Annotated in this window: 16 protein-coding genes and 1 pseudogene; 10 read left to right on the forward strand and 7 right to left on the reverse strand. The window is 69.9% G+C overall.

Annotated elements, in window-relative coordinates; translation table 11 throughout:
- Positions 1-83: 83 nt before the first annotated feature.
- Positions 84-1,021, reverse strand: a pseudogene (locus IF29_RS49225) (IS630 family transposase); the annotation flags it as partial.
- 195 nt (positions 1,022-1,216) lie between these two features.
- Here IF29_RS49225 and IF29_RS0129655 point away from each other — a divergent pair.
- Complete coding sequence (locus tag IF29_RS0129655; protein WP_030261302.1) at positions 1,217-1,801, forward strand: hypothetical protein; 585 nt, start codon at positions 1,217-1,219, stop codon at positions 1,799-1,801.
- 139 nt (positions 1,802-1,940) lie between these two features.
- Here the strand turns inward: IF29_RS0129655 and IF29_RS0129660 are convergent, their stop codons facing one another.
- Positions 1,941-2,534: a TetR/AcrR family transcriptional regulator gene (locus tag IF29_RS0129660; protein ID WP_037597135.1), complete on the reverse strand. Its 594-nt coding sequence runs from the start codon at positions 2,532-2,534 to the stop codon at positions 1,941-1,943.
- A 98-nt stretch (positions 2,535-2,632) separates the two neighbouring features.
- Between IF29_RS0129660 and IF29_RS0129665 the strand changes: the two genes are divergently transcribed.
- The 4 genes from IF29_RS0129665 (at position 2,633) to IF29_RS0129680 (ending at position 8,123) form a co-directional block, all read left to right on the forward strand.
- On the forward strand, positions 2,633-3,610 hold the full coding sequence (locus tag IF29_RS0129665) for an aldo/keto reductase (protein ID WP_030261305.1): 978 nt from the start codon (positions 2,633-2,635) through the stop codon (positions 3,608-3,610).
- Between the two features lie 314 nt (positions 3,611-3,924).
- Positions 3,925-6,087, forward strand: a complete 2,163-nt coding sequence (locus IF29_RS0129670) for an MMPL family transporter (RefSeq protein WP_037597137.1) — start codon at positions 3,925-3,927, stop codon at positions 6,085-6,087.
- A complete protein-coding gene (locus IF29_RS0129675; protein ID WP_030261310.1) occupies positions 6,088-6,777 on the forward strand; it encodes a response regulator transcription factor in 690 nt (229 codons plus the stop codon).
- Positions 6,774-8,123: a sensor histidine kinase gene (locus IF29_RS0129680; RefSeq protein WP_030261312.1), complete on the forward strand. Its 1,350-nt coding sequence runs from the start codon at positions 6,774-6,776 to the stop codon at positions 8,121-8,123. Before IF29_RS0129675 ends, IF29_RS0129680 begins: the two co-directional genes overlap by 4 nt.
- Positions 8,124-8,339: 216 nt before the next feature.
- Here the strand turns inward: IF29_RS0129680 and IF29_RS0129685 are convergent, their stop codons facing one another.
- Complete coding sequence (locus IF29_RS0129685) at positions 8,340-9,491, reverse strand: damage-control phosphatase ARMT1 family protein (protein WP_030261316.1); 1,152 nt, start codon at positions 9,489-9,491, stop codon at positions 8,340-8,342.
- Positions 9,492-9,615: 124 nt separating this feature from the next.
- The gene (locus IF29_RS0129690) at positions 9,616-10,575 is read right to left on the reverse strand and encodes an NADP-dependent oxidoreductase (RefSeq protein ID WP_030261319.1); all 960 of its coding nucleotides are present in this window, start codon (positions 10,573-10,575) and stop codon (positions 9,616-9,618) included.
- Between the two features lie 96 nt (positions 10,576-10,671).
- Here IF29_RS0129690 and IF29_RS0129695 point away from each other — a divergent pair, with 96 nt between their 5' ends.
- Positions 10,672-11,244, forward strand: a complete 573-nt coding sequence (locus IF29_RS0129695; protein ID WP_030261320.1) for a TetR/AcrR family transcriptional regulator — start codon at positions 10,672-10,674, stop codon at positions 11,242-11,244.
- A 105-nt stretch (positions 11,245-11,349) separates the two neighbouring features.
- Here IF29_RS0129695 and IF29_RS0129700 read toward each other — a convergent pair whose 3' ends face one another.
- Positions 11,350-14,529: a beta-glucosidase gene (locus IF29_RS0129700; protein ID WP_051726193.1), complete on the reverse strand. Its 3,180-nt coding sequence runs from the start codon at positions 14,527-14,529 to the stop codon at positions 11,350-11,352.
- A 199-nt stretch (positions 14,530-14,728) separates the two neighbouring features.
- Between IF29_RS0129700 and IF29_RS0129705 the strand changes: the two genes are divergently transcribed.
- Positions 14,729-15,886, forward strand: coding sequence for an ROK family transcriptional regulator (locus tag IF29_RS0129705; protein WP_030261324.1), 1,158 nt, complete (start codon positions 14,729-14,731; stop codon positions 15,884-15,886).
- A gap of 33 nt (positions 15,887-15,919) precedes the next feature.
- Here IF29_RS0129705 and IF29_RS0129710 read toward each other — a convergent pair whose 3' ends face one another.
- Complete coding sequence (locus IF29_RS0129710) at positions 15,920-17,032, reverse strand: ROK family protein (protein WP_084715191.1); 1,113 nt, start codon at positions 17,030-17,032, stop codon at positions 15,920-15,922.
- A 376-nt stretch (positions 17,033-17,408) separates the two neighbouring features.
- On the opposite strand from IF29_RS0129710, the gene IF29_RS0129715 reads away from it, so the two are divergent.
- A complete protein-coding gene (locus IF29_RS0129715; RefSeq protein ID WP_030261326.1) occupies positions 17,409-18,092 on the forward strand; it encodes a DUF4328 domain-containing protein in 684 nt (227 codons plus the stop codon).
- Positions 18,093-18,182: 90 nt separating this feature from the next.
- On the opposite strand, the gene IF29_RS0129720 is transcribed toward IF29_RS0129715, so the two are convergent.
- Positions 18,183-18,788 carry a GNAT family N-acetyltransferase gene (locus tag IF29_RS0129720; RefSeq protein ID WP_030261333.1) on the reverse strand — a complete coding sequence of 202 codons (606 nt, stop codon included), beginning with the start codon at positions 18,786-18,788 and terminating at the stop codon, positions 18,183-18,185.
- 274 nt (positions 18,789-19,062) lie between these two features.
- Between IF29_RS0129720 and IF29_RS0129725 the strand changes: the two genes are divergently transcribed.
- Both IF29_RS0129725 and IF29_RS0129730 read left to right on the forward strand, forming a co-directional pair.
- The gene (locus IF29_RS0129725; protein WP_030261335.1) at positions 19,063-19,605 is read left to right on the forward strand and encodes a DUF6542 domain-containing protein; all 543 of its coding nucleotides are present in this window, start codon (positions 19,063-19,065) and stop codon (positions 19,603-19,605) included.
- Complete coding sequence (locus IF29_RS0129730; protein WP_084715195.1) at positions 19,598-21,211, forward strand: LCP family protein; 1,614 nt, start codon at positions 19,598-19,600, stop codon at positions 21,209-21,211. Before IF29_RS0129725 ends, IF29_RS0129730 begins: the two co-directional genes overlap by 8 nt.
- Positions 21,212-21,243 lie beyond the last annotated feature (32 nt).

Consider the following 21,243-nt stretch of genomic DNA (forward strand, 5'->3'; position numbering starts at 1 on the left):
CATGGAAGAGCTCTACCCCGCCGAACTCCCCAACAGCGCCCCCGCGCTACCCAACACCACCGATGAATGATCGGCTACACCACACCAAGGGACACGATCACCAGCGACCAGACGCCCTCCTGCGGGTTGAGGTCCGGAGCGTAGGTCGGTAGCTGGAAGACGGTGAGCCAGTCAGTACTGGCCTCGAAGAACTCCCGCAGCGGTGCAACCAGGTGCATGCGCAAGTTGTCCCACACCAGCACAATCGGACCGCCGAGCTGGGTGTGGGCACGGACGATCAGGTCACGGTAGTCCTTCCAGCCGAAGCCCTTCGGTTCATCCTTGCGGCCCCGGTACTCGCGGATCGCGTAGATCAGGCGGGACCGCTCACCGGGCTTGTAGCAGGCCATGCCCGCCATGGAGACGCGGCCCGAGCCTCGTCCGCGCACACGGACGACCGGGGTGATGCCCTGGCGCCCCCAGGTTCTGGCACGCGGCGGCGTCATCGACTGGCCGGCTTCGTCCTCGAAGACCACCCAGGCTCCGTTCACCGCCGCGGTGCTTTTACCCGGGGCCAGACCTCCCGCCGCCACAGCTCCACCGCGTCGTCATCGCGCTCGATCGCGCGCCGGGCGGGCTGCTGCCAGGACCAGCCGTGCCGACGCAGCAGCCGCCATGTCCCCTCCACGGTGTACGAGACGTGGAACAGGCGGCCGATCATCGTCTTCCCCCGGGCCAGCGTCCACTGCTGGTCGGCCCACCCATGGGCCAGCGGACCTCGGCCCAACTCCTGCTCCAGCCTGGCTATCTGCTTGTCCGACAGTCGAGGCCGGCCAGGCGATCCCTTCGACGCCACCCCGACCAGGCCCTCCTCGCGCCACTGGCGCCGCCACCGTTCCACTGACCTCTCAGAGACCCGCAACGCGGCAGCGATCTCCCGGTTCTTCTCGCCGGCCTCAAAGCCAGTCACGGCCTGGAGTCGGACCCGCTCTCGCCCAGCCCTCTCGGCGTCGGTCAAGCCGCCGCCCTGCGGATATCTCACCCCACCAGGACTACTGAAGCCGCCCACACGCTGTCCGGCAAACAGCCCGACATCACCCATTCAAGTTCAGTAGCAACACCCGATCCGCAGCGCACCGGGTGCAGGGCCTGCAGCCAAGGCCCTGCACCACGGTATTGTCGGCGGCGGCGTACGGCGAACTCAGCCATCTGGACATACATCGACTAGGAGCCCGGCATGGCCGCGCTGTCCTCACCCGGAGCGCCCTGGTCCGTGGAAGTCGACTACTCCCAGCCCATGGCCTGCGCACTGCTACTGCGCGACTGCCTGAACATCGAGGCCGAAAGCGACATCCCACCCGTCAACCCGGTCCCGCACCTACCTGTCCGCCACCCGATCGACGACCAGGTGCAGGACCCCGCCACAGTGCCCGCGCACTGGCAGGAATGGTGGAACCAACTCCTGCACGCCTTCGCCAACAAGGAGAGCAACACCGACCCCACTCCCCCAGGAACGCTGGGCCGGATCCTCACCGAGAATGCCGAACACATCCACCAGTGGAGCTCGGCCCGCAAACGGGAGGTCGCCCACGCCTGCAGCTCCTCCCGCTCCCGCCTGCGACTGCGCCACGTCATACGGGACTACGAGCACACCCATGCGACAGTCGTTCCCCCCTTCCACATCCGTGTCGCCGCCGTCCCCGTCGCCGGGCCCGTCTTCATCCCCCGCACCGAAAACCTGATCATGGTCGGGATCACCCTGCTGGAAAACCGCGGACAATACCTCAACCACCTCCTCCACCACGTCGTCGACCACCGCTGAACACCAAGACACGCCCGCCCCCACCCGGGACGGACGCCGACAGTAGACACTTCGCAGGTCTGCCCCGGTAGGGGCAGGAGTGCGGCGGCACGCAGTCGACTGTTCTCGCGAGGCCGCCCGGACGGCAGATCGACTGCGGTCAGCCGGTGTGCGCCGGGAAGAGACAGGCGACGGCGGAGACGACCGCTGCTCGACGGGCGGCCAGGAACTCGGCGCGCTCGTCGGGGTCAGGTGGCAGCAGGTCGGGCTGGGACGCCCAGGCCATGGCGATCTGGTTGACGAAGACGAGGATGTCGATCGGCTCCCAGGCGGTGTCCAGTCGGCCCGTCTCCTGGGCTCTGCGGAGTTGCTCGACCTTGCCGGCGACGGACTGCCGGATGGCGTCGTCGGCTCCGTGTCCGTTGGCGTCCAGCTCCAGCTGGCCCCAGCGCATGAGACGGAAGTGCTCGGGGTGGTCCAGGAAGTAGTCGTGGATGCGGCCGGCGTAGGCGGGCAGGTCCGCGGGGTCCAGTCGGGTCGCTTCTGCCACGGCGGCCAGTTCCTTGGCCGAGACGTGCCGGTACAACTCCTCCTTGGAGTCGAAGTAGGCGTAGAAGCGTTCCTTGCTGGTCCTGGCGGCCTTGGCGATGCGGTCCACCCGCGCTCCGGCGATCCCGTGCCGGGAGAACTCGGCCAGGGCCGCCGCGAGGATGCGCTCGCGGGCGGAGTCAGCGCTGCTCCTGGTAGGGGTCATGCACTCCACGCTACCCGACCGAACCGTTTGGTTTGGTTTCTGGGCAGCTAGCGGCGTAGGGTCAAACCGAACAGTTTGGTTTGACTTCGGGAGATTCCATGCAGCAGCGCACACTGGGCACCCAGGGCCTGACCGTCTCGGCCCTCGGCTACGGAGCCATGGGCCTGACCATGGCCTACGGCCCCGGCGACGAACAGGCCGGCATCGCCGCCCTCCACCGCGCGTTCGAACTGGGCGTGACCTTCTTCGACACGGCCGAGCTCTACGGCTGGGGCACCGGCAACAACGAGGCCCTGGTCGGCAAGGCCGTCCAGGGCTTCCGCGACCAGGTGGTGCTGGCCACCAAGTTCGGCTTCGCCCGCACCCAGCAGGGCCTGGGCCTGGACAGCCGCCCCGAGAACATCCGCAAGGTCGCCGACAACAGCCTGCGCCACCTGGGCGTCGACCAGATCGACGTCCTCTACCAGCACCGGGTGGACCCCGACGTCCCCATCGAGGACGTCGCCGGCACCGTCAAGGAGCTCATCGACGCGGGCAAGGTGAAGTACTTCGGCCTCAGCGAGGCCGGCCCGCAGACCATCCGCCGCGCCCACGCCGTGCAGCCGGTCTCCGTGCTGCAGACCGAGTACTCGCTCTTCGAGCGCGACGCCGAACAGCTCTTCCCCACCCTGACTGAACTGGGCATCGGCTTCGTCGCCTACTCCCCGCTCGGCCGCGGCTTCATCACCGGCACCGCCAAGCCCGCCGGCCAGTACGACGCCACCGACATGCGCAACAACGACCCCCGCTGGCAGCCCGGCAACTACGAGAAGAACCTCGACGCCGTCGACCGGCTCGCCGCCCTGGCCGCCACCAAGGGCGCCACCGTCGCCCAGCTCGCCCTGGCCTGGCTCCTCGCCCGGGGCGAGCACATCGTCCCCATCCCCGGCACCCGCAGCGCCGCCCGCATCGAGGAGAACGCCCAAGCCGCCCAACTCCCCCTCACCCAGGACGACCTCACCGCGATCAGCCAGATCCTGCCCACCGGCGGATACGGCGCCCGCTACGCCGAAGGCCACGTCCCCACCTGGAACTGACCCGGAGCCAGAGCCGACCCGGCACCGGACAGCCCGTCATACGGACGCAGGACTCAGCCGCCGTCACGGCCGAGCCCTGCGCCCGTCACCAGTCTCGGCAAGCGGTTGGCTCCCTGGCCGCCGGCGAGGGGTGTCCGAGGTGTTCCGGTCCCGGTTCCGCCCAGGGGGCCACCGAGATCGGCTGGCCCGTCTTCCGGGCCTCCGCGAGCAGCTGGGAGTGAGCGTCACGACGGCCCCCGGACCTGCACGTAAGCGGGATGTAAGGTGCCGATTCCTAGGCTCCAGGTCGCACGAACCGACCTGAGGAGTAAGCGGTGGAAAGACTCAGTGCCTGGGTGGTCCGGAACAGGTGGAAGGTGATGGTGGCCTGGCTGGTGATCACCGTCATCGGGATCGTCGTCGCGCCGACCGTGTCGAGCCGTCTGGTGAGCGGCGTTCATGTGAACGGCGCGGCGTACACGGCCGATGCGCAGATCGCTGCGCGCTACGGCGGCGCGACCTCGGACCCGGGGGTGCTCGTCCTCGGCCTTCCCGCGGGCGAGACGGTCTCCGGTCCGGCTGCTGCCGCTCAGTTGCATGCCGTCGACGCGGCGATCGCGAAGGCCGAGCCGGGGATGCGGCTGGTGTCGTACGCCGCAACCGGTGCGCAAGCCCTGGTCGGGCACGGCGGCACCAGCACCGTAGTGATCGCGTACCCACCCAACGCCAACGACGACATGTCGACGGATCAGATCGACGCCATCACCAGGGCCGCCAAGGCCGCCGCGCCCGCGCTTCGCGTGGACGGCACGAGCCTGCGGGCCCTGGACGCCGGGAACACCACCGGCGGCGGCAACTCGACGGTCACGGGTGAGCTGATCATCGGCGCGCTCGGCGCCCTGGTCGTGCTGGCTTGGGTGTTCGGGTCGCTGCTGGCAGCACTACCGCTGCTCATGGCGCTGATCTCGGTGCTGACGATGCAGCTGCTGATCTACGCGCTGACCTACGTCATGCCGTCGTCCTCGCCGATCAACCCGTCCGTGCAGTTCATCGTCGCGCTGCTGGGCCTGGGCCTGTCGATCGACTACTCGCTGCTGGTGGTGACCCGCTGGCGCGAGGAGCGCGCGGCCGGACGGGACAACGCACAGGCGGTGCACGAGGCGCTCAAGCGCGCCGGGCACTCGGTGTGGTTCAGCGGCATGGTGGCCTCGCTCGGCCTGTTCGCACTGATCCTGGTGCCGAACTCGCTGGTACGCGGCATCGGCGTCGCCGGGCTGTTCATCCCCTCCAGCGCCACCCTGGTCGCCCTCACGCTGCTGCCGGCGGTCCTGTCGAAGATCGGCCCGCGACTCGACTGGCCGCGCCGACGCGCGTCCAGCGGGGCGAGCCGGTTCTGGACCGGGTGGGCCAAGCTGGTCATCCGGTACCGGGTACTGGCGGCCGTCGTGGGCCTGGGCATCCTCGGCACCCTGGCGGGCGTCGCCGCGACCATCAACATCAGCCTGCCGACGACGAGCAGCCTGGCGACCAGCGGCACCTACACCGACGGCCTGCACGAGCTGGAGGCCGACGGGTTCCCCGCGGGCACGCTGACCACGGTGCCGGTCTATGTCCCGCATGCCGACGACGCGGCGTCGGTGGCCTCCGCGCTCTCCTCGCTGCCCACCCTGCACGGGGTGGTCGCCCCGAGCGGGGACACCTGGCGGCAGGACGGGTCGGCGATGCTCTTCGCGATGCCGGACTCCGAGGTCGGCACCTCGCAGGGCGGCACCGCGCTCGCCGACATCCAGCGCACCGTCCCGCACGGCGTGCTCGTCGGCGGGGAGGAAGCGCTCAACCTGGCTGTGACGCGCTCCTCCTACGGGGCGTTCCCGCTCCTGTGCACGGTCGTGGCGCTCATGACGTTCCTGCTGCTGGCGCGCGGTCTGAAGTCGATCGTGCTGTCGGCGAAGGCGGTTCTGCTCAACGCCCTGTCCGTCGCGGCCTCCTACGGGTTGCTTGTGCTGGTCTTCCAGCACGGCCTGGGCATGCAGGCGCTGTGGGGTGCGCGCAGCTACGGCGCGATCGACAGGTTCGCCCCGGTGCTGATCTTCGGGTTCCTGTTCGGCATCTCCATGGACTACGAGGTGTTCATCCTCTCGCGGGTCCGTGAGGGTTACGAGCGCACCGGCTCGACCAGGCAGGGCATCCTCGAGGGCATCTCCCACACCGGCCGGCTGGTCACCAGCGCGGCACTGATCCTGTTCTTCGCGCTCGCCTCGCTCTCGACGGCCAACGACATCACCGTGCGCGAGATCGCGGCGGGGCTGGCCGCCGGCGTGCTGCTGGACGCCGTGGTCGTGCGGATGCTGCTGCTGCCGGCGCTGGTCTCGCTCTTCGGACCGCTCAACTGGTGGATGCCGGCGTGGGGCGCCCGTCTGCTGCGGATCCCGCCCGACACGCCGCAGCCGCACGAGGAGCGGGCGCCGCGGCCGCAGCCGATCGGGGATGCTGGGTAGATGCGCGTACTGGTGGTCGAGGACGAGCCGGACATGGCCGCGTCGCTCGCCTGGGGGCTTGAGGCCGAGGGCTACGTGGTGGACCTGGCGCACGACGGCGTCGACGGACTCTGGAAGGCACAGGAGACGTCGCCCGACGTGATCATCCTGGATGTGATGCTGCCGGGCATGGACGGCTACCAGGTATGCCGGCGGCTTCGCGAGAAGGGCCTGTGGACCCCGATCCTGATGCTCACCGCCATGGACGAGGACCTCGACCACGCCGAAGGGCTCGACTCCGGGGCCGACGACTACCTGGCCAAGCCCTTCTCCTACCCGGTGCTCCTGGCCCACCTGCGCGCACTGACCCGCCGCGGACTGGCCGCCAGGCCGGTGGTCCTCGAGGCCGCCGGCCTGGCGCTGGACCCGGCCGCCCGCACCGTCAGCCTCCACGGCCGGGACCTGGAGGTCGCCGCGAAGGAGGCTGCCGTCCTCGAACGCCTGCTGCGCCACCGCGGGCGCGTGGTGTCCAAGGCCGAACTGCTCGCGCACTGCTGGGACGCGGCCTACGACGGCGGGCCCTCCGTCGTCGAGGTCACCGTCCACCGGCTGCGCCGGAAGATCGAGACCGGCGGCGGCCCGCCGCTGATCGAGACCGTGCGCGGTGAGGGCTACGTCATCCGCGGAGAGCAGCGCGGGGAACCGCAGTGACCGTCCGCACGCGGGTGACGGTGGTGGCGGGTGCGGCGCTGACCGCCGCGGTCGCGCTCGGCCTGGTGATCATGTACCTGGTGCAGCTCGGATCCGCGCGCACCACCATCGACAACCAACTGAGGACGTACGCCACGCAGATCGAGCAGTCCGGTCAGTCCGGCCGGTGGCCCAGCCCACTGCCCGCCTCGCCCCTCGACGCGAACGCCGAAGCGCAGGTACTCGCCGCCGACGGCACCACCGTCCTGGCCGCCACCCGCGGCCTGGCCGAGTACGGGGCCGTCTACACACTGGCGCCCGGCAGCGACACACCCGTGCGCCAGTCCACAGCCGACCGCGGACTCGGCGGCGAACTACGCGCCTATGCGACACACACCACCGTGGACGGGCGCAGCGTCGACATCGTCACCCTGACGACGACGACATCCCTGGGCCAGATCAACGAGACCTTCACCCGGCTCCTGCTGATCGGCATCCCGACCATCCTGCTGCTGGCGAGCGGCACGGTCTGGCTGGTGGTGGGCAGGGCGCTGCGACCGGTGGAGCAGATCCGCCGCACCACCACCGAGATCAGCGCAGCCGACCTCTCCCGCCGGGTGCCCGAACCCACCGCCCACGACGAGATCGGCGAACTGGCCCGCACCATGAACGGCATGCTCGCCCGGATCGAGGACTCGGCCGTACGCCAGCGCAGATTCGTCGCCGACGCCTCACACGAACTGCGCACCCCGCTCGCAGCCATCCGTACCACCCTCGAAGTCGGTCTCGCCCACCCGCAACGCGCACCGTGGCGTGAGATCGCCGAACGCGTTATGCGCCAGTCCTCCAGGCTCGAGTCCCTCGTCGAGCAACTGCTGCTGTTGGCCCGCAGCGACGACGGGCACCTGGTCCAGGCACGCCGCCGGGTCGCGGTCGAGCCGCTGCTCCGGGAGGTCTGCGCGAGCACCGCCCCCACCCGGGTACCCGTCGAGCTCCGGCCGGCCGCCGCACAGGCACACGTCCTCGGCGACTCCGAGCAACTGGAGCGGCTGGTACGCAACATCCTCGACAACGCGATCCGCCATGCCCGCAGCCGGGTGACGCTCGGCATCGACACGGTCGCGCCGGACACCCTGGCGATCGAGATCGCCGACGACGGCCCGGGGATCCCCGCCCAGGAGCGCGATCGCGTCTTCGACCGCTTCATCCGCCTCGATACGAGCCGCGAGCGCGGGAGCGGCACCAGCGGCCTCGGCCTCGCCCTCGCGAAGGAGATCGCAACCGCACACGGCGGGACCATCACGATCACAGACGCGCCGGGCGGCGGCGCTCTGGTGCGCATCATCCTGCCACGCGCCGCCGACTGACCGCGCAGCGCGAGCGCATCCCCTGTCACACCCCCGACCTTGACCGCCGACGAAGCGGCTCCTCACAGATGACGACAGGTCAGGTGCATCCGCAGGCCCGTCAGGTGGAAGCTGGCGTCCTCGCAGCGGCGCAGCCGCGCCCCGGTCTGCGAACCCAGGGTCAGCGGGTGCCCGAAGGTGTTCGGCCTGGCTTCGGCCTACGGCGCCGGACGGCGCTCAGCGCACCTGTACCAGGCCGTGCGACCCGGACGTCCGCCACGCCTCGTCCGTTGCCTCCAGCGCCCGTACCTCGCCCGGCTCCATTCCAACGATCACGTCGGACTTCAACGCGCGCAAGGACGCCACCCGGCCGGGGAGGTACGCGGTCGCCGCGGCGAACGAGGTCGTCGGCTCCCACCGCCGGTCCCCTACGAGACGCCGGTAGTTCAGGTCGCCCTTGAACACCACCACCGTGGCGGCTGCCAGCTCGTTGCGCAGTTCCGCCGGCATCGCGGTGAAGTCGAACGGGGAGCACCAGAAGTCGTCGGTCCGTACCAGCCACCGGCCCGACTTGGCCGCCGTCCGCAGCCGCTCGCCGACAGCTCTGCCTTCGCCCTTGCTTGCCAGGAGAGTGCGCAGGCAGTCCGCGACGTCCGTGAGCGTGGCGTCGGAGACGTAGTACGGGGTCGGCTTCACGTGCAGGGCCACCTCTCCCGCCAGGCCGGTGGTGAGCAGATGGTCCACGAGGGCCAGGTCCGCGACCGTCTCGCTGCCCGCGTTGTCCGCGACCAGCGCCACCGCTCCCCCGGGCCTCGCGTGCAGCAGGTCCCACAGCACTGTGGAGTCGTCGGCCACCAGGCCGCTCGCCTGGCCGCCTCGGCCGGCGGTGATCTGCAACGCCAGGTCGGCGCGGTTGCCCCACAGGCTGCCGAGCAGCAGCGCCTGGCCGCGTTCCTGCTCCGCGCGGCCGGCGAGGGCAGCGAGGGCGGCGATCTCTGCCCCCACCACCTCACCCGCCAGTTCGGCCTGCTTGAACGGGGCGAACAGGTCGACGCCTCGCCACGGGCCCGGCGTGTAGTAGTCGACCGCTTCCAGCAGCCGCCGGTAGAAGAAGGCCTCGGCCCACAGGAACGGGGCCTCCACCCAGGGCCGGCCGTAGTAGCCCTCGCCCCACCGCTTCCACCGGTCCGCCCCGACGGCACCCTCTGGCAGCGGCTGCATGACGCCGTCGACGTTCTCCTGTGCCAGCTCAGCCAGCGCCTGGTGCTGCTGCGGTGTGTAGGGCCAGGCATCGGTCAGCCGGTCGATCAGTGCCGGGTGCCGGGTGGTGAAAACCGCTGCGGCGAAGGGCGACTGACTCGACACGATCACCGGGGCCTGCTGCAGCATGGTGGTGCTGGTCCTCTCGTACGGCGGTTCAGGTCGAGGTCCATTCTGCGGGCTGCCCCGCAGATCCATGCGGCGGTCGATGACGTCAGGCAGCGCCTGGCGACGACAGGCTCGGCCGGACTGCCTAGATGTCGATGACGACCTTCCCGGGCACGTGCCGGGCGGCCTGGAGCTCGACTGCGGCGCGGATCTGCTCCACCGGGAAGGCGGCAGCGATAGGTACGCGCAGCTGGGCCTCCGCGACCAGGCGTGCGATCTCCTCGATGGCGCCGGGAGCGGCGTTGGCACCGTTCGCGGGAGTGATCCCGTCGATCTGGGCTGCGATGGTGGTGATGCGGTCGTCGGGCACGCCGAGTTCTCGTGCCGTCTGCGCGGTCTCGGTCCCGTGCAGATCCATCGCCGCAGTGACGCCGCCGGGGGCCAGGGCCCGGACCCGGTCCGCCAGGCCATCGCCGTAGGCGACCGGCTCGGCTCCCAGCGCGCGCAGCGCATCGGCCGACGTCGCCGACCCGGTGCCGATCACCCGTGCGCCCGCGAGCCGGGCGAGCTGCACCGCGAACACGCCGACACCCCCTCCCGCGCCGCCGATGAGCACGGTGTCGCCCGGCCCGGGGGCGACGACGGCCAGGGCCGCGGCGGCCGTGCAGCCGGCAATGGTCAGGGTGGCGGCGGTGCGGTCCTCGACACCGTCGGGGGTGCGGTTCACGGAGCCGCCCGCGGCGATGGTCCCTGCCACGTCGATCACCACGTGGTCTGCGACCGCACGGGACATGGCACCGCCGAACACCCGGTCCCCGGCCGCGAATCCGGTCACTCCGTCGCCGACCTGGTCGACGACGCCGGCGTAGTCGGTCCCGAAGCCGCAGGGCAGGCTCAGGCCGAAGCGGGCGGCGGTGTCCGCGTCGGAGGTCATGAACCAGTCCATCGGATTCAGACCGGCCGCGGTGACCCGAACGCGGATCTGACCGGGCCCGGCCTGTGGCGCGGGCACCTCGCGCAGGTTCAGGGCCTCGGGGCCGCCGAATGAGTCGAACAGGACGGCCCTGCTCGTGGCCGCGGACGTGTTGTCGCTCGGTTCCTGCATGCTGCTCTGTCTCCCTGGGTGTCGGAACGAGGGGAGCAGAAACGGACTATGCTCCGTTTCTAAGGGAACCGTACCATAACCGGAGCGTGATCCGTTTTGAATGAGCCGGAGAGTCGCGCACGACGAGCGGACGCAACCCGCAACCGCGACCAGCTCCTGGCGGCGGCCGGCCGCGCGTTCATCGCCTCCGACACAGAGCCGTCGATGCGCGCGATCGCCCGCGAGGCCGGTGTCGGCATCGCCACGCTCTACCGCCACTTCCCCACCCGCGAGGACCTGGTCGAGGCGATCTACCGCGACCAGGTCTCCGGGTTGACCGCCGGTGCCCGCGAGCTGCTCGCCCAGTACCCCGCGCCCGTGGCGCTGCGACGCTGGATGGACCTGTTCGGCACCTGGATCGCGGCCAAGAACGGCATGCTCGACACGCTGCTCGCGTTGATCGAGTCCGGGGGCATCTCCCATGGCCAGACGCAGATCGAGCTGCTCGCGGCGATCGACAGCCTCCTCGAGGCCGGTCGCACGAGGGGCGAGTTCCGCAGCGACGTCACTGCCGAGGACATCGCCGCCGGCCTCATCGGCATCTTCACCGTGGCCCGTCCGCCCGAGCACGACGCCAGGGCGAACCGCCTCCTGGACCTGTTGCTGGACGGCCTGCAATTCCGTCCCTGAGGCGCGCCGGCGGGCGGATCGCCCCCGCATCGTTGCGGGGGCGATCCGCCCGCCGGTTGCCCGCGGCCCGGACGGCCGTCGGGGCCTTTGCCGGGTGGGGCCAGGTCAGTGGCGGGGGTTCCTCACCTCGCCCCTGGAGGAGGTGACGGTCGGGTCGAGATTGGTGAACAGCTTGCCGTAGGGGCCGACCTTGATGCCCTTGACGCCCTGTTCCTGGGCGAGTTGCTGGAAGGACTCGGTGCGGGACGCGGTGGTGAGGACGCGGATGGCGCTGCGCTGCAGGTCGCCCAGGCGCATCGGGTAGCCGACGGCGGGGTAGTTGCCGGTCAGGGTCACCGTGTAGGCGGTGACCGGGGTGGTGGCGTCGCCCGCGGTGGCGTGCACCACGTCGGTGAGGCTGATGCCGGCCTTCTGGGCGGCGGTCAGCGCGGTGGAGGTCGGTGCGAGCAGGGCCTGCACGGCCTGGTAGGCGTCGTCGACCGAGGTGAACTTCGGGTTCGGGGTGAAGACCTGGTTGTTGATCGCGTCCGTGGTGGTCACACCGGACAGCGGGGTCTTGGACAGGTCGGTGTGCGTGTCGACGGTGGTGGAGATCGTCGTGGCGCCGCCTGCCGCCAGGGTGAAGCCGCCCAGCTGCAGGTTCCAGTTGGTGAAGCTGAAGGTTCCGAAGGTCTGGGTGGTCTTGTTGTAGACGGGCAGCCCGTCGATGTCGACGGTGGGAGCCACCTTCTTGCTGGCGTTGACGATCTCGCCGGGGTTGCCGCCGGGCTCGATGAGGTCGTTGCCCGCGTACATGGTCGCGACGGGGTTGTGGCTGCCGCCCCAGTCGGTCATGACGGTTCCCCGGTAGCCCCATTCGCCGCGCAGGACATCGGTGAGCAGGTCGTAGTTGGCCGAGCTGTAGCTGCCGTTGACCTTGTTGTAGGAGCTCATGACGGCCATCGGCTGGGCGGCCTTGACGGCGATCTCGAAGCCCTTGAGTTCGATCTCGCGCAGCGCCCGCTCGCTGACGACGTCGTTGACGGCGTTGCGGTTGGCCTCCTGGTTGTTCCCGGCGAAGTGCTTGACGGTCACCCCGACGCCCGGGTTGCTCTGAACGCCCTCGGTGGTGGCCGCCGCGGTCAGGCCGGCGATCAGCGGGTCCTCGGAGTAGTACTCGAAGTTGCGGCCGTTCAGCGGGTCGCGGTGGATGTTCATGCCCGGCGCCAGCCAGGTGGAGACCCCGAACTCGTTCATCTCCTGGCCCACGGCGGTGCCGACCTTCTTGACCAGGTCACGGTCCCAGGTCTGCGCCAGGAGGGTGCCGATCGGCCAGGCGGTGGCGTACTGGTACTCGGCCGGGGTGGTGCTGGTGGCGGCGATCTGCTGGGTCAGTCGCAGTCCGGCGGGTCCGTCGGACAGGGTGAGCGCGGGGACGCCGAGGTTCTCCAGGGTTCCGGTGGTGTAGCCGGCGGCGCCGACCGCCGACGGGGTGGTGCCGGCCTTGCTGGCGCCCTCGACGAGGTTGGCCAGCTGGGTGAGCGAAAGCCCGGCGACGAACTGCTGGATCGTCACCTTGCCCTTGGCGACGTCGAACAGGGTGGCGGTGGGGCTGGTCCTGACGTAGCTGACCTTCTCCCCGGTCTTGGGCTGGTAGGGGGCGCCGGTGCCTTCCCAGTTCTTCTGGTTCTTGTCCAGGTAGACGGTGGTGGAGGAGACCTTGGAGCCGTCGATGGCGTAGTAGGGGGAGGTGGAGTCGACGCCGACGTTCTGCTCGTAGGCCGAGGAGTCGTCGGCGGTGCGGAAGGATCGCGGGTCCAGGCTGATCCGCGGCGCGTCGGCGATCTCCTTCTTCTCCGCCGGGTAGGTGTAGAAGTTGGCCGGGTCGCTGGTCAGGTCGCCGGTGGTGCTCTCACCGTCGAGTTCGTTGTTGTCCTGCTCGGTGGTGACCTGCTTGCCCAGGTGCAGGGTCGCGGCGACGTGGGTGTTGCGTGAGGAGTCGCCCACGCGCACCACGTAGTCGCCGGCGTCCAGGACCCAGGCGGCGCGGGCGGTGTCGTACGAGGCCAGCGAGGAGGTGTCGAAGCTGACGGTGACCGTCTGCGAGGCGCCCGGGGCCAGGTTGTCGGTCTTCGCGTAGCCGGCCAGCTGCTGGTAGGGCTTGTCCAGGCCGTTCTGCGGTGCCGAGACGTAGACCTGCACGACCTGCGCGCCGCTGTAGCGGCGCCCGGTGTTGGTGACCTTCGCCTTCACCGTGACCTGCTTGGCGCCGGCGGAGACGTGCTCGGCCTGGATCCGGAAGTCGGTGTAGGACTGGCCGTAGCCGAACGGGTAGTTGACACTCGCGGCCGGATTGGCGGCGTTGATGGTCCTGTAGAAGGAGTCGAAGTAGCGGTACCCGACGTAGATGCCTTCGCTGTACTGCTCGGTGGTGGTGTTGCCGTCGTTGTTGCCGAAGGTGGCCGAGGCGGGGTAGTCGGCGTAGGCGGCGGCCCAGGTGTCGGTGAGCTTGCCCGAGGGGTCGGTGGTGCCGTTCAGGACGTCGACCAGGGCGTTGCCGCTCTCCTGGCCGGCCTGGCTCATCAGCAGCATCGAGTCCAGCGCGAGCCCGCCCGAGGGGTCCTTCTCCGCGGCGTTGATCTGCTTGTAGAAGGTGGTGTCGATGATGCCGCCGGAGTTGATGACCACCACCACGTGCTTGTAGGTGCGGCCCAGCAGTTCCAGGTTCGCGCGCTCGGTGTCACCGAGCAGGTAGTCGCCCTTGCCCGAGGAACGGTCCGCGCCCTCGCCGGAGTTGCGCGCGATCACGTACACGGCGGTGTCCGTCGGCGCGGTCGGCTTGACGGTGTCCGCGGTCAGCGGCTGCTCGACCGACGAGTAGTCGATGGTGACGCCGAACGGGCTGCTGCTGGCCGTGCTGCCGTACTTGGTGTCGTAGGCACTGGTCATCGCGGACCAGTAGGCGCTGCCGGTGGTGACCTGGTAGCCGGCGTTCACCAGTCCCTGGCGGGCCGAGATCGTGTAGCGGTTGTTGACGTTGCCCGACCCGGTGCCGCCCTTGACGGTCTGGTAGGCGCCGACGCCGAACAGCGCGACGTTGCCCGAGCGGGCGATCGGCAGGGCCTGGTCGTGGTTCTCCAGCAGCACCATGCCCTGCTCCGCCGCCGTGCGGGACAAGGTGGCGTTGGCCTGCTCCAGTGCGTTGGGGGTGGGGTCGGTGCTGGCCGCAGACGCGGGGGCGACTCCGGCGAACATCAGCGAGGCGGCGACGACCGAGGCGGCCGCGGCCACGAACGTGGGCTTCATACGTCGACGCGAGGGAGCGGAGTTCATTGACGTCCTCTCTCAGTCCTGCCTGGGGTGGTCAGGCAAGAAGGAGGCTATGAACCACCTTTTTGACCGTCAATAAGCTAAAAGAAAGTGCGACTCAGGGTTTTGGGTTACTTGCTGTCTTATTGTTCGGCTCGTCATTGGCCGATCCCGGTGCAGGTCCTAAGCTCTGCACATGGACGTGGCATCCGACCGACACTCCCCCCGCAACCGGACCCGGGAGGACATCTACCGTGCCGTCGAGAGCGGCCGATGCCTGACCCGCACACATCTGGTCGAAGCGACCGGGCTGCCTCGCAGCACCGTCAACCACGCCGTCTCCCGCCTGATCGCCGAAGGCCGCATGATCGAGGAAGGCCCCGGCGGCAAGGGCCCGGGAACCGGCAGCGGCAGGCCTGCCGGAACACTGCGGACCGTGGCACACGGCATGCCCGCCGCCGCACTGGACTTCGGCCACGCCCACATCAAGGCCGCCGTCATCGACCCCACAGGCAAGATCACCGCGCAGCGGCGCGCCGACCTCGACGTCGACCTGCACGCCGAACCGGCCCTGGACCTGGCCGCTGAGATGCTCGCGCAACTGCGCCAGGAGACGGGGTTCCTGGATCTGGCCGCCGTCGTGGCCGGGATCCCCGGCCCCCTCGACGCGGCCTCCGGGCTGGTGCGCTCCCCCACCATCCTCTCCAGCTGGGTCGGCCTGGACCCCCGTGAGGAGCTGCGCCGCCGCGTCGGCGTCCCGGTGCACGTGGAGAACGACGCGGTCCTGGGCGCCTACGGCGAGTTGCGCAGCGGTGCGGGTCGCGACTACCAGGACTTTCTGTACGTGAAGGCCTCGCACGGCATCGGCGCCGGCATCGTGCTGGGCGGCGCGCCCTACCGCGGGTCGCAGGGGTTCGCCGGGGAGATCGGGCACACGCCCCTGCCGGGCTATACCGAGCTGTGTCGCTGTGGCAACCGCGGCTGTCTGGAAGCCGTGGTGTCGGTGGCCTCCATTCGGGCCCAGTTGGCCCACACCCATCCGCACACCGACGCCTCCGCCCTGCGCCTGGACCAGGCTGACGACCCGATCACCCGGCGGATTCTGGACGAGGGCGGCCGCAAGTTGGGCGAGGTGCTGTCGGTGCTGTGCAACCTGCTCAACCCGGCGGCCCTGATCATCGGCGGGGAACTGGGGACCTCCGGCGGCTCGCTGCTGGAGGGTGTGGCGACCAGCGTGCAGCGCAACGCCCAGCCCGCGATCGCCGCCTCTCTGGAGATCGTCTGTGCCCAGCTGGGATCCGACGCCGAGCTGGTCGGCGCCGCGAGGATGGCTGCGGACCTGGCGCGCGTATAGCCTGCGCCACGCCCGGCGCGTTCGACGTGCGGCTCAGGTCCCGGGTTCGAAGGCTGCAGCGCCGAACGCCTGGGCGTCGGAGAGCCTGCCGCGCAGCAGCCGCAGGCTGTCGAGCTGGCCCGGCGGGCAGTGCTCGGCCAGGCCGCGGGCAAGCGCCGCGCTGAAGGGCACGTACGCGGGGCCGAGTGCGGCGTCGATGATCAGGACTTCGGGGGCCAGCACCGTCACGGGCCCGGCCAACGCCCGGGCGACCAGTTCCGCCAGGTCCTGGTAGTAGCCGACCGCGCCCTCGTCGCCGGCAGCGACCAGCGCGTCGGCCTCGTCCGCGTCCAGAGGCCGTCCGCACAACGCGGAAAGAGCCAGGTCGGCCTCCTTGTACCGCACTTGGGATGCCAGGCAGCCGGTGTTGCCGCAGCCGCAACCCGGCGCATCGGGCACCACCTGTACATGGGCGATCTCACCGGCCGTGCCGTCAGCGCCGGTGTACAGGTTCCCGCCGAACACGAGCCCCGCGCCGATGCCGTGACGCACGCTCAGGTGGATGCCGGCCTGGGTGCCCTCGCCGGCGCCATGGACCGCTTCCCCCAACGCCGCCAGGTGCGCGTCGTTGACCAGGACCACTTCCACGTCGCCGAGGACCTTGGTCAGGAGGGTGTGGGCGACCTGCTCGGGCCATCGGGTCTCGCCATTGCCCCAGTTGCGCGGAGCCACCGGGAACGGCGCGGCGATCACGACCCGGCGCACCGGCGTGGACTGCGGGAGCGTCAGCAGGTCGAACACCTGCCGCGACCAGGACGCGTCTCCTGGGAGTACCTGGGTCCGCAAGGTGGACATGGGGCCGGAATCGGAGGCCAGGGTCACCGAGGTGCCCTTGTCGTCCAGGCGCAGCAGCGCAACGGGCGCCACCGCAGTGCTCAACCGGTAGGCCACCGCGGGCCGACCGGGACCGGCCAGGTGGGCACTGCGCGCTACCGACAGCGTCCCCCGGGCGACCAGGGTCCTCACCAGTGACGTGACGACCGTCCTGGACAGTCCGGTCCGTTCGGCGATCTCCGCACGGTTGAGGGCGATGCCATGCTGGAAGCAGTCGGCGACCACAGCCTCCAGCAGGATGGTCGAGGTACGTGGACCGCGCACTCCAGTCATGCAGTTCCCCTCTGTGAGCAGTCCAGGACCGTCAAAGCTCCGGTCTTCGTCGAGTCGGGCCCGGGGCCTCGCGCTGCGCGCCGAGTGCCCCGGGCCCCGGCGCGCCTCGTTCCTCGGCGGCGAGGCGTGCGCGCTCCGGGCGCGGTTGAGCCTCGGTTGTGTTCCCTGGTGTCTACTTCCGTCTATCTTGCTGGTTCGCCGGGAAGTTGAGAACGGGGTGTCGGGACGCCGCGCGTAGGCCGCTACCTGTTCGCAGGACTATGCCTCTCGATTGAGGCTGTCGGTGTCTCCGGAGCTATGCCCGTGATCTTCCATGTGGTTGGATGACCAGCCTGCCTACCTGCGGAGATGTGGTCGGGCACTTCGGAGGTGGGAGATGGCGAAGCCCGTGGGGGCTCACTCGTGGGTGCAGCGAATCCTGTGCGCTGCGCTGGTCGCGTGCGTGCTGGCGAATGCGGCGGCAGCTGCGGCGGCGTGGCATCGGTACCAGCTACTGCTGGCGGCGCCTCCGCAATCCACGACCTACAGCACCGACGAGCTGATGAGGGCCGAGATGTGGTTCGACAATGTCATGGGCTGGCGAAACGCGATGCTCGTCGCATCCATCCTGCTGCTGGTCGCGTGGCTGGACCGCATGCGCGGACTCGCCGACGGCATCTGGCCTGAAGGACAACGACGCAGCCGAGCCTGGCTGATCTTCGGGTGGGGGCTCCCGGTCGCGAACCTGTTCGTCCCCAAGATGTTCGTCAATGACCTGTGGGCCGCTGGACGCCCTGGGCACCGCCGCGGCCACCCGCTGCTGATGCTCTGGTGGGTCTCGATCCTGGTGGCCTTCGGGTCCTCCGGGACGATGCTGCGGGTTCAGAACGGAGCCCACGCAGCCCAGGCAATCGACCAGATGCAGCAGGTCATGGTCTGTGACGCCCTGTTCGCCATCGCCGCCTGCTTGACGCTGGCTGTCATCCGACGTCTCAGCAGCATGCTGGAGCATGCGGCGCGATCGGCACCGCTTCCCAGTGCTCGTCCTCAAGAAGTCCAGGGGAGCCTGGCTGCCTTGTGAGGGCCAGTCCAGCGGGCGGCAGCCTCCCCGTCGCGTTTGACGCATAGCCCACCGCCCGACAAGGCGACCTCTCCCACGCGCCTCACCCGATCAGGTTTCCGGCAAGGGGTCGAGAGGCTCGACAACGCGCCGCATCACGCAGTTCTTCTTCCCCACGGGCCGCTCGTACGCGAAACCGAGGCCCTCGTAGAGGGTGCGCGTTCCGTTGTAGAGGTACGAGGCCGACGTCCTCGTACCTTGCAGATCGTGCGGATAGGCCTCCACCAGACCACCGCCGGCCTGGGCGATCAGGTCGAGGGCTCCTTGGACGGCGAGAGTGGCGACGCCTTTGCGGCGATACTTCTTGTCGACGAAGATGCAAGTGAGACGGTAGCGAGGCAACTCGGCGAGTTCAGCCTCGTACTCCTTGCGGAAGTAGATGTGCGGCAGTTCGTCCGGAGAGCCGTACTGGCACCAGGCGACCGCGACCGCGTCGGCGCACACCAGCGCCGCGTGCGCACGCCCCTGCTGAACCAGTGCCTGCTTCCACTCCCGGTTGCCCTCGGGGCCCGCGGGATCCTCCTTGAAGTCCTTGCCCACTCCGCGGTGGAACCAGGTGCACCAACAGCCTCCCCACACGCCGTTGTGCCGTTCGGCCAGCCCAGCGAACAGGTCCCAGGTCTCCGGGCCCAGCGGCTTGATCGTGAAATCCGTCATGACGTCCCCTCCCAGTCGTCACCCCGAAAGTCTCACGACGCACCGACAATGCCTCGGAGACGACATGCCGCCGCCTTGATTGCGAACTTGCGCGACCATGCAACTATTCTGGCGTGCACGGCGTCATACCGCTGTGAACGCGGGTGATGGCGCGAGCATCGTGTGAAGGATGGGGGCTATGGCGGACTCATGGGGTTGGCCCGGCGGTGCCGGACCGGGCGGAGCGGGCGCTCCGCCCCGGCCGGTAGGCCGGATCGGTCAGCAGGTGGCGCAGATGAGCGGTCCGCTCTTCGCCGACGAGTATCCGGACGACTCCGCGCACCCAGGCGCGGTCGACTTCGGCCAGAGCCCCGAGGGGCGTTCAGGGCTGGAGCCCGAGCCGCGCCGGCCGGGGCGCGCACAGGCGCGGCGCGCAGCGGCGGAGGCCGGCCCTGAGCCGGGTGCGCCGACGGCGATCGGGTTTCTGGTGCTGATCCTGGTCCCGCTGCTGGGGTCGGTGGTGACCGGCAGCGGGCTGGGTCTGCTGTTCACCATCAGCGCCGTGCTGGCGTCGGTGGCCTCGGCGCTGCTGGTGGCGCGACGCGCGCTGTGGTGGATCGTGACGGCGACTCCGGTCGTGGTGCTGCTGGTCGCGCTCGCTGCCAGGGCCGTTGGGGCCCCGGCCGGGTCCACGACCACCGCCAAGCTGGCGACGGACCTGTTGGGATGGACCGCGCACGCGTTCCCGGTGATGGCGATCGCCACGGGTGCGGCGGTTGCGGTGACGGTGGTCCGAGCGGTGCGGGACAGGCGTGCGAAGGAGCAGGGACATGGTTGACCGACGCACGGAACGCACCCGCAGGGCGGCACCCCGCAGGGCGAGCGGGCGCTCCAAGCTGCTGCTGGTGGGCCGAGCTGTGGCAGGGGCGGCGTCGGCCGGGGTGCTGCTGACCGCGGGGGTGTCGTGGTACACCTACCACTCGCTGACCACGGGGATGAAGACCTCGGACGCCCTTTCGGTCAGTCAGAGGAACGCCCCGCCGAAGGCGCTGGACAACTCGGTGAACCTGCTGCTGATCGGACTGGACAGCCGCAAGGACATGAACGGCAACAACCTGCCCGACTGGATCGTCCAGGACGAGCTGCACGCCGGCGGCTCCAGCGATGTCGGCGGGTACAACACCAACAGTCTGATTCTGCTGCACATCCCGGCCGGCGGCGGCAAGGTGCAGGCCTTCTCCATTCCGCGCGACGACTACGTCCAGACGCTGAACGGCGACGGATCATCGCAGGGGATGCACAAGATAAAGGAGGCCTACGGCCTGGCGAAGTCCGCGGCCGAGACCAGGCTGCAAGCGCAGGGCGTCACCGGGGCGGCGCTGGAGCAGCAGAGCCGGGAGGCCGGGCGTGAGGCGACGCTGACCACCCTGCAGGCCTTCCTGGGGGTGCGGATCGACCACTTCGCCGAGGTCAACCTGATGGGCTTCTACGACATCGCGCAGGCGGTGCAGCCGATCACGGTGTGCCTCAACGAGGACACCTCGGATCCGGCGATCAGCGGCCAGGGCTCGGGGGCCAGCTTCCACAAGGGACTGAACACCCTGAACGCGGCCCAGGCGCTGTCGTTCGTGCGCCAGCGGCACAACATCGCGGCCACCGCCGCCAACGGCGGCGGATCGGACTTCGCCCGCACCCACCGCCAGCAGGCGTTCATCTCCTCGGTGGAGTACAAGCTCAAGCAGGAAGGGCTGTTCAGCGACCTGGGCAAGATGCAGGCTCTGCTGGACGTGGTCAAGAAGGACATCGTGCTGGACAACCAGTGGAACATTCTGGACTTCGCCCAGCAGGCCCCCAATCTGACCGGCGGCAAGGTGGTGTTCAACACCCTGCCCATCACCGGGTTCGCCCGCGAGAACGGGGAGGACGTCAATACCGTCAGCCCCAGTCAGATCAAACGCATCATGCAGCAGCTGATCGGCCACGCCCCGGCCCCGGCACCCTCCGCCTCCTCGCCCGGCAGCTCCGCCCCGGCAACGGTCCGAGCCGCCCCGGCGGTGGTGGACGTACTGAACGGCTCCGGGGTCACCGGCGGCGCCGCCGCCGAGTCCAAGGCGCTGGTCGCCCTGGGCTACACCGCCGGGCAGGTGGCCTCGCACAGCGCCCGCTCGCACACCACCGTGCTGTACGGAACCGGGGCCGACACCGCGGCTCAGCAGATCGCCGGGAAGCTCGGCGTCGCCTCCGCGACCGCGAGTTCCGCGGTGCGGACCGGGCACGTCGAGGTCATCCTCGGCGCCGGATTCAACCCGCCCACGACAACCGGCACCGGAAGCGGAAGCGGTTCGGATCCTGCTGCCGCGAGCAGCACCAGCACCACCGCGCCGGTCGCCGTGCCGATGCAGGGAGCGGCCGTGCAGGCCGGCGGCATCCCCTGCGTCGACTGACCGGCGGAAACCCAGCGATTACCTAGTCACCG

The organism is Streptacidiphilus jeojiense (assembly GCF_000719095.1).
Classification (GTDB): Bacteria; Actinomycetota; Actinomycetes; order Streptomycetales; family Streptomycetaceae; genus Streptacidiphilus; species Streptacidiphilus jeojiensis.

Coding starts and splice junctions, on each gene's coding strand:
- IF29_RS0129655 (WP_030261302.1), top strand. CDS start 1,217: ATGGCCGCGCTGTCCTCACCCGGAGCGCCCTGGTCCGTGGAAGTCGAC.
- IF29_RS0129660 (WP_037597135.1), bottom strand. CDS start 2,534: ATGACCCCTACCAGGAGCAGCGCTGACTCCGCCCGCGAGCGCATCCTC.
- IF29_RS0129665 (WP_030261305.1), top strand. CDS start 2,633: ATGCAGCAGCGCACACTGGGCACCCAGGGCCTGACCGTCTCGGCCCTC.
- IF29_RS0129675 (WP_030261310.1), top strand. CDS start 6,088: ATGCGCGTACTGGTGGTCGAGGACGAGCCGGACATGGCCGCGTCGCTC.
- IF29_RS0129685 (WP_030261316.1), bottom strand. CDS start 9,491: ATGCTGCAGCAGGCCCCGGTGATCGTGTCGAGTCAGTCGCCCTTCGCC.
- IF29_RS0129690 (WP_030261319.1), bottom strand. CDS start 10,575: ATGCAGGAACCGAGCGACAACACGTCCGCGGCCACGAGCAGGGCCGTC.
- IF29_RS0129700 (WP_051726193.1), bottom strand. CDS start 14,529: ATGAAGCCCACGTTCGTGGCCGCGGCCGCCTCGGTCGTCGCCGCCTCG.
- IF29_RS0129705 (WP_030261324.1), top strand. CDS start 14,729: ATGGACGTGGCATCCGACCGACACTCCCCCCGCAACCGGACCCGGGAG.
- IF29_RS0129710 (WP_084715191.1), bottom strand. CDS start 17,032: ATGACTGGAGTGCGCGGTCCACGTACCTCGACCATCCTGCTGGAGGCT.
- IF29_RS0129715 (WP_030261326.1), top strand. CDS start 17,409: ATGGCGAAGCCCGTGGGGGCTCACTCGTGGGTGCAGCGAATCCTGTGC.
- IF29_RS0129720 (WP_030261333.1), bottom strand. CDS start 18,788: ATGACGGATTTCACGATCAAGCCGCTGGGCCCGGAGACCTGGGACCTG.
- IF29_RS0129725 (WP_030261335.1), top strand. CDS start 19,063: ATGAGCGGTCCGCTCTTCGCCGACGAGTATCCGGACGACTCCGCGCAC.
- IF29_RS0129730 (WP_084715195.1), top strand. CDS start 19,598: ATGGTTGACCGACGCACGGAACGCACCCGCAGGGCGGCACCCCGCAGG.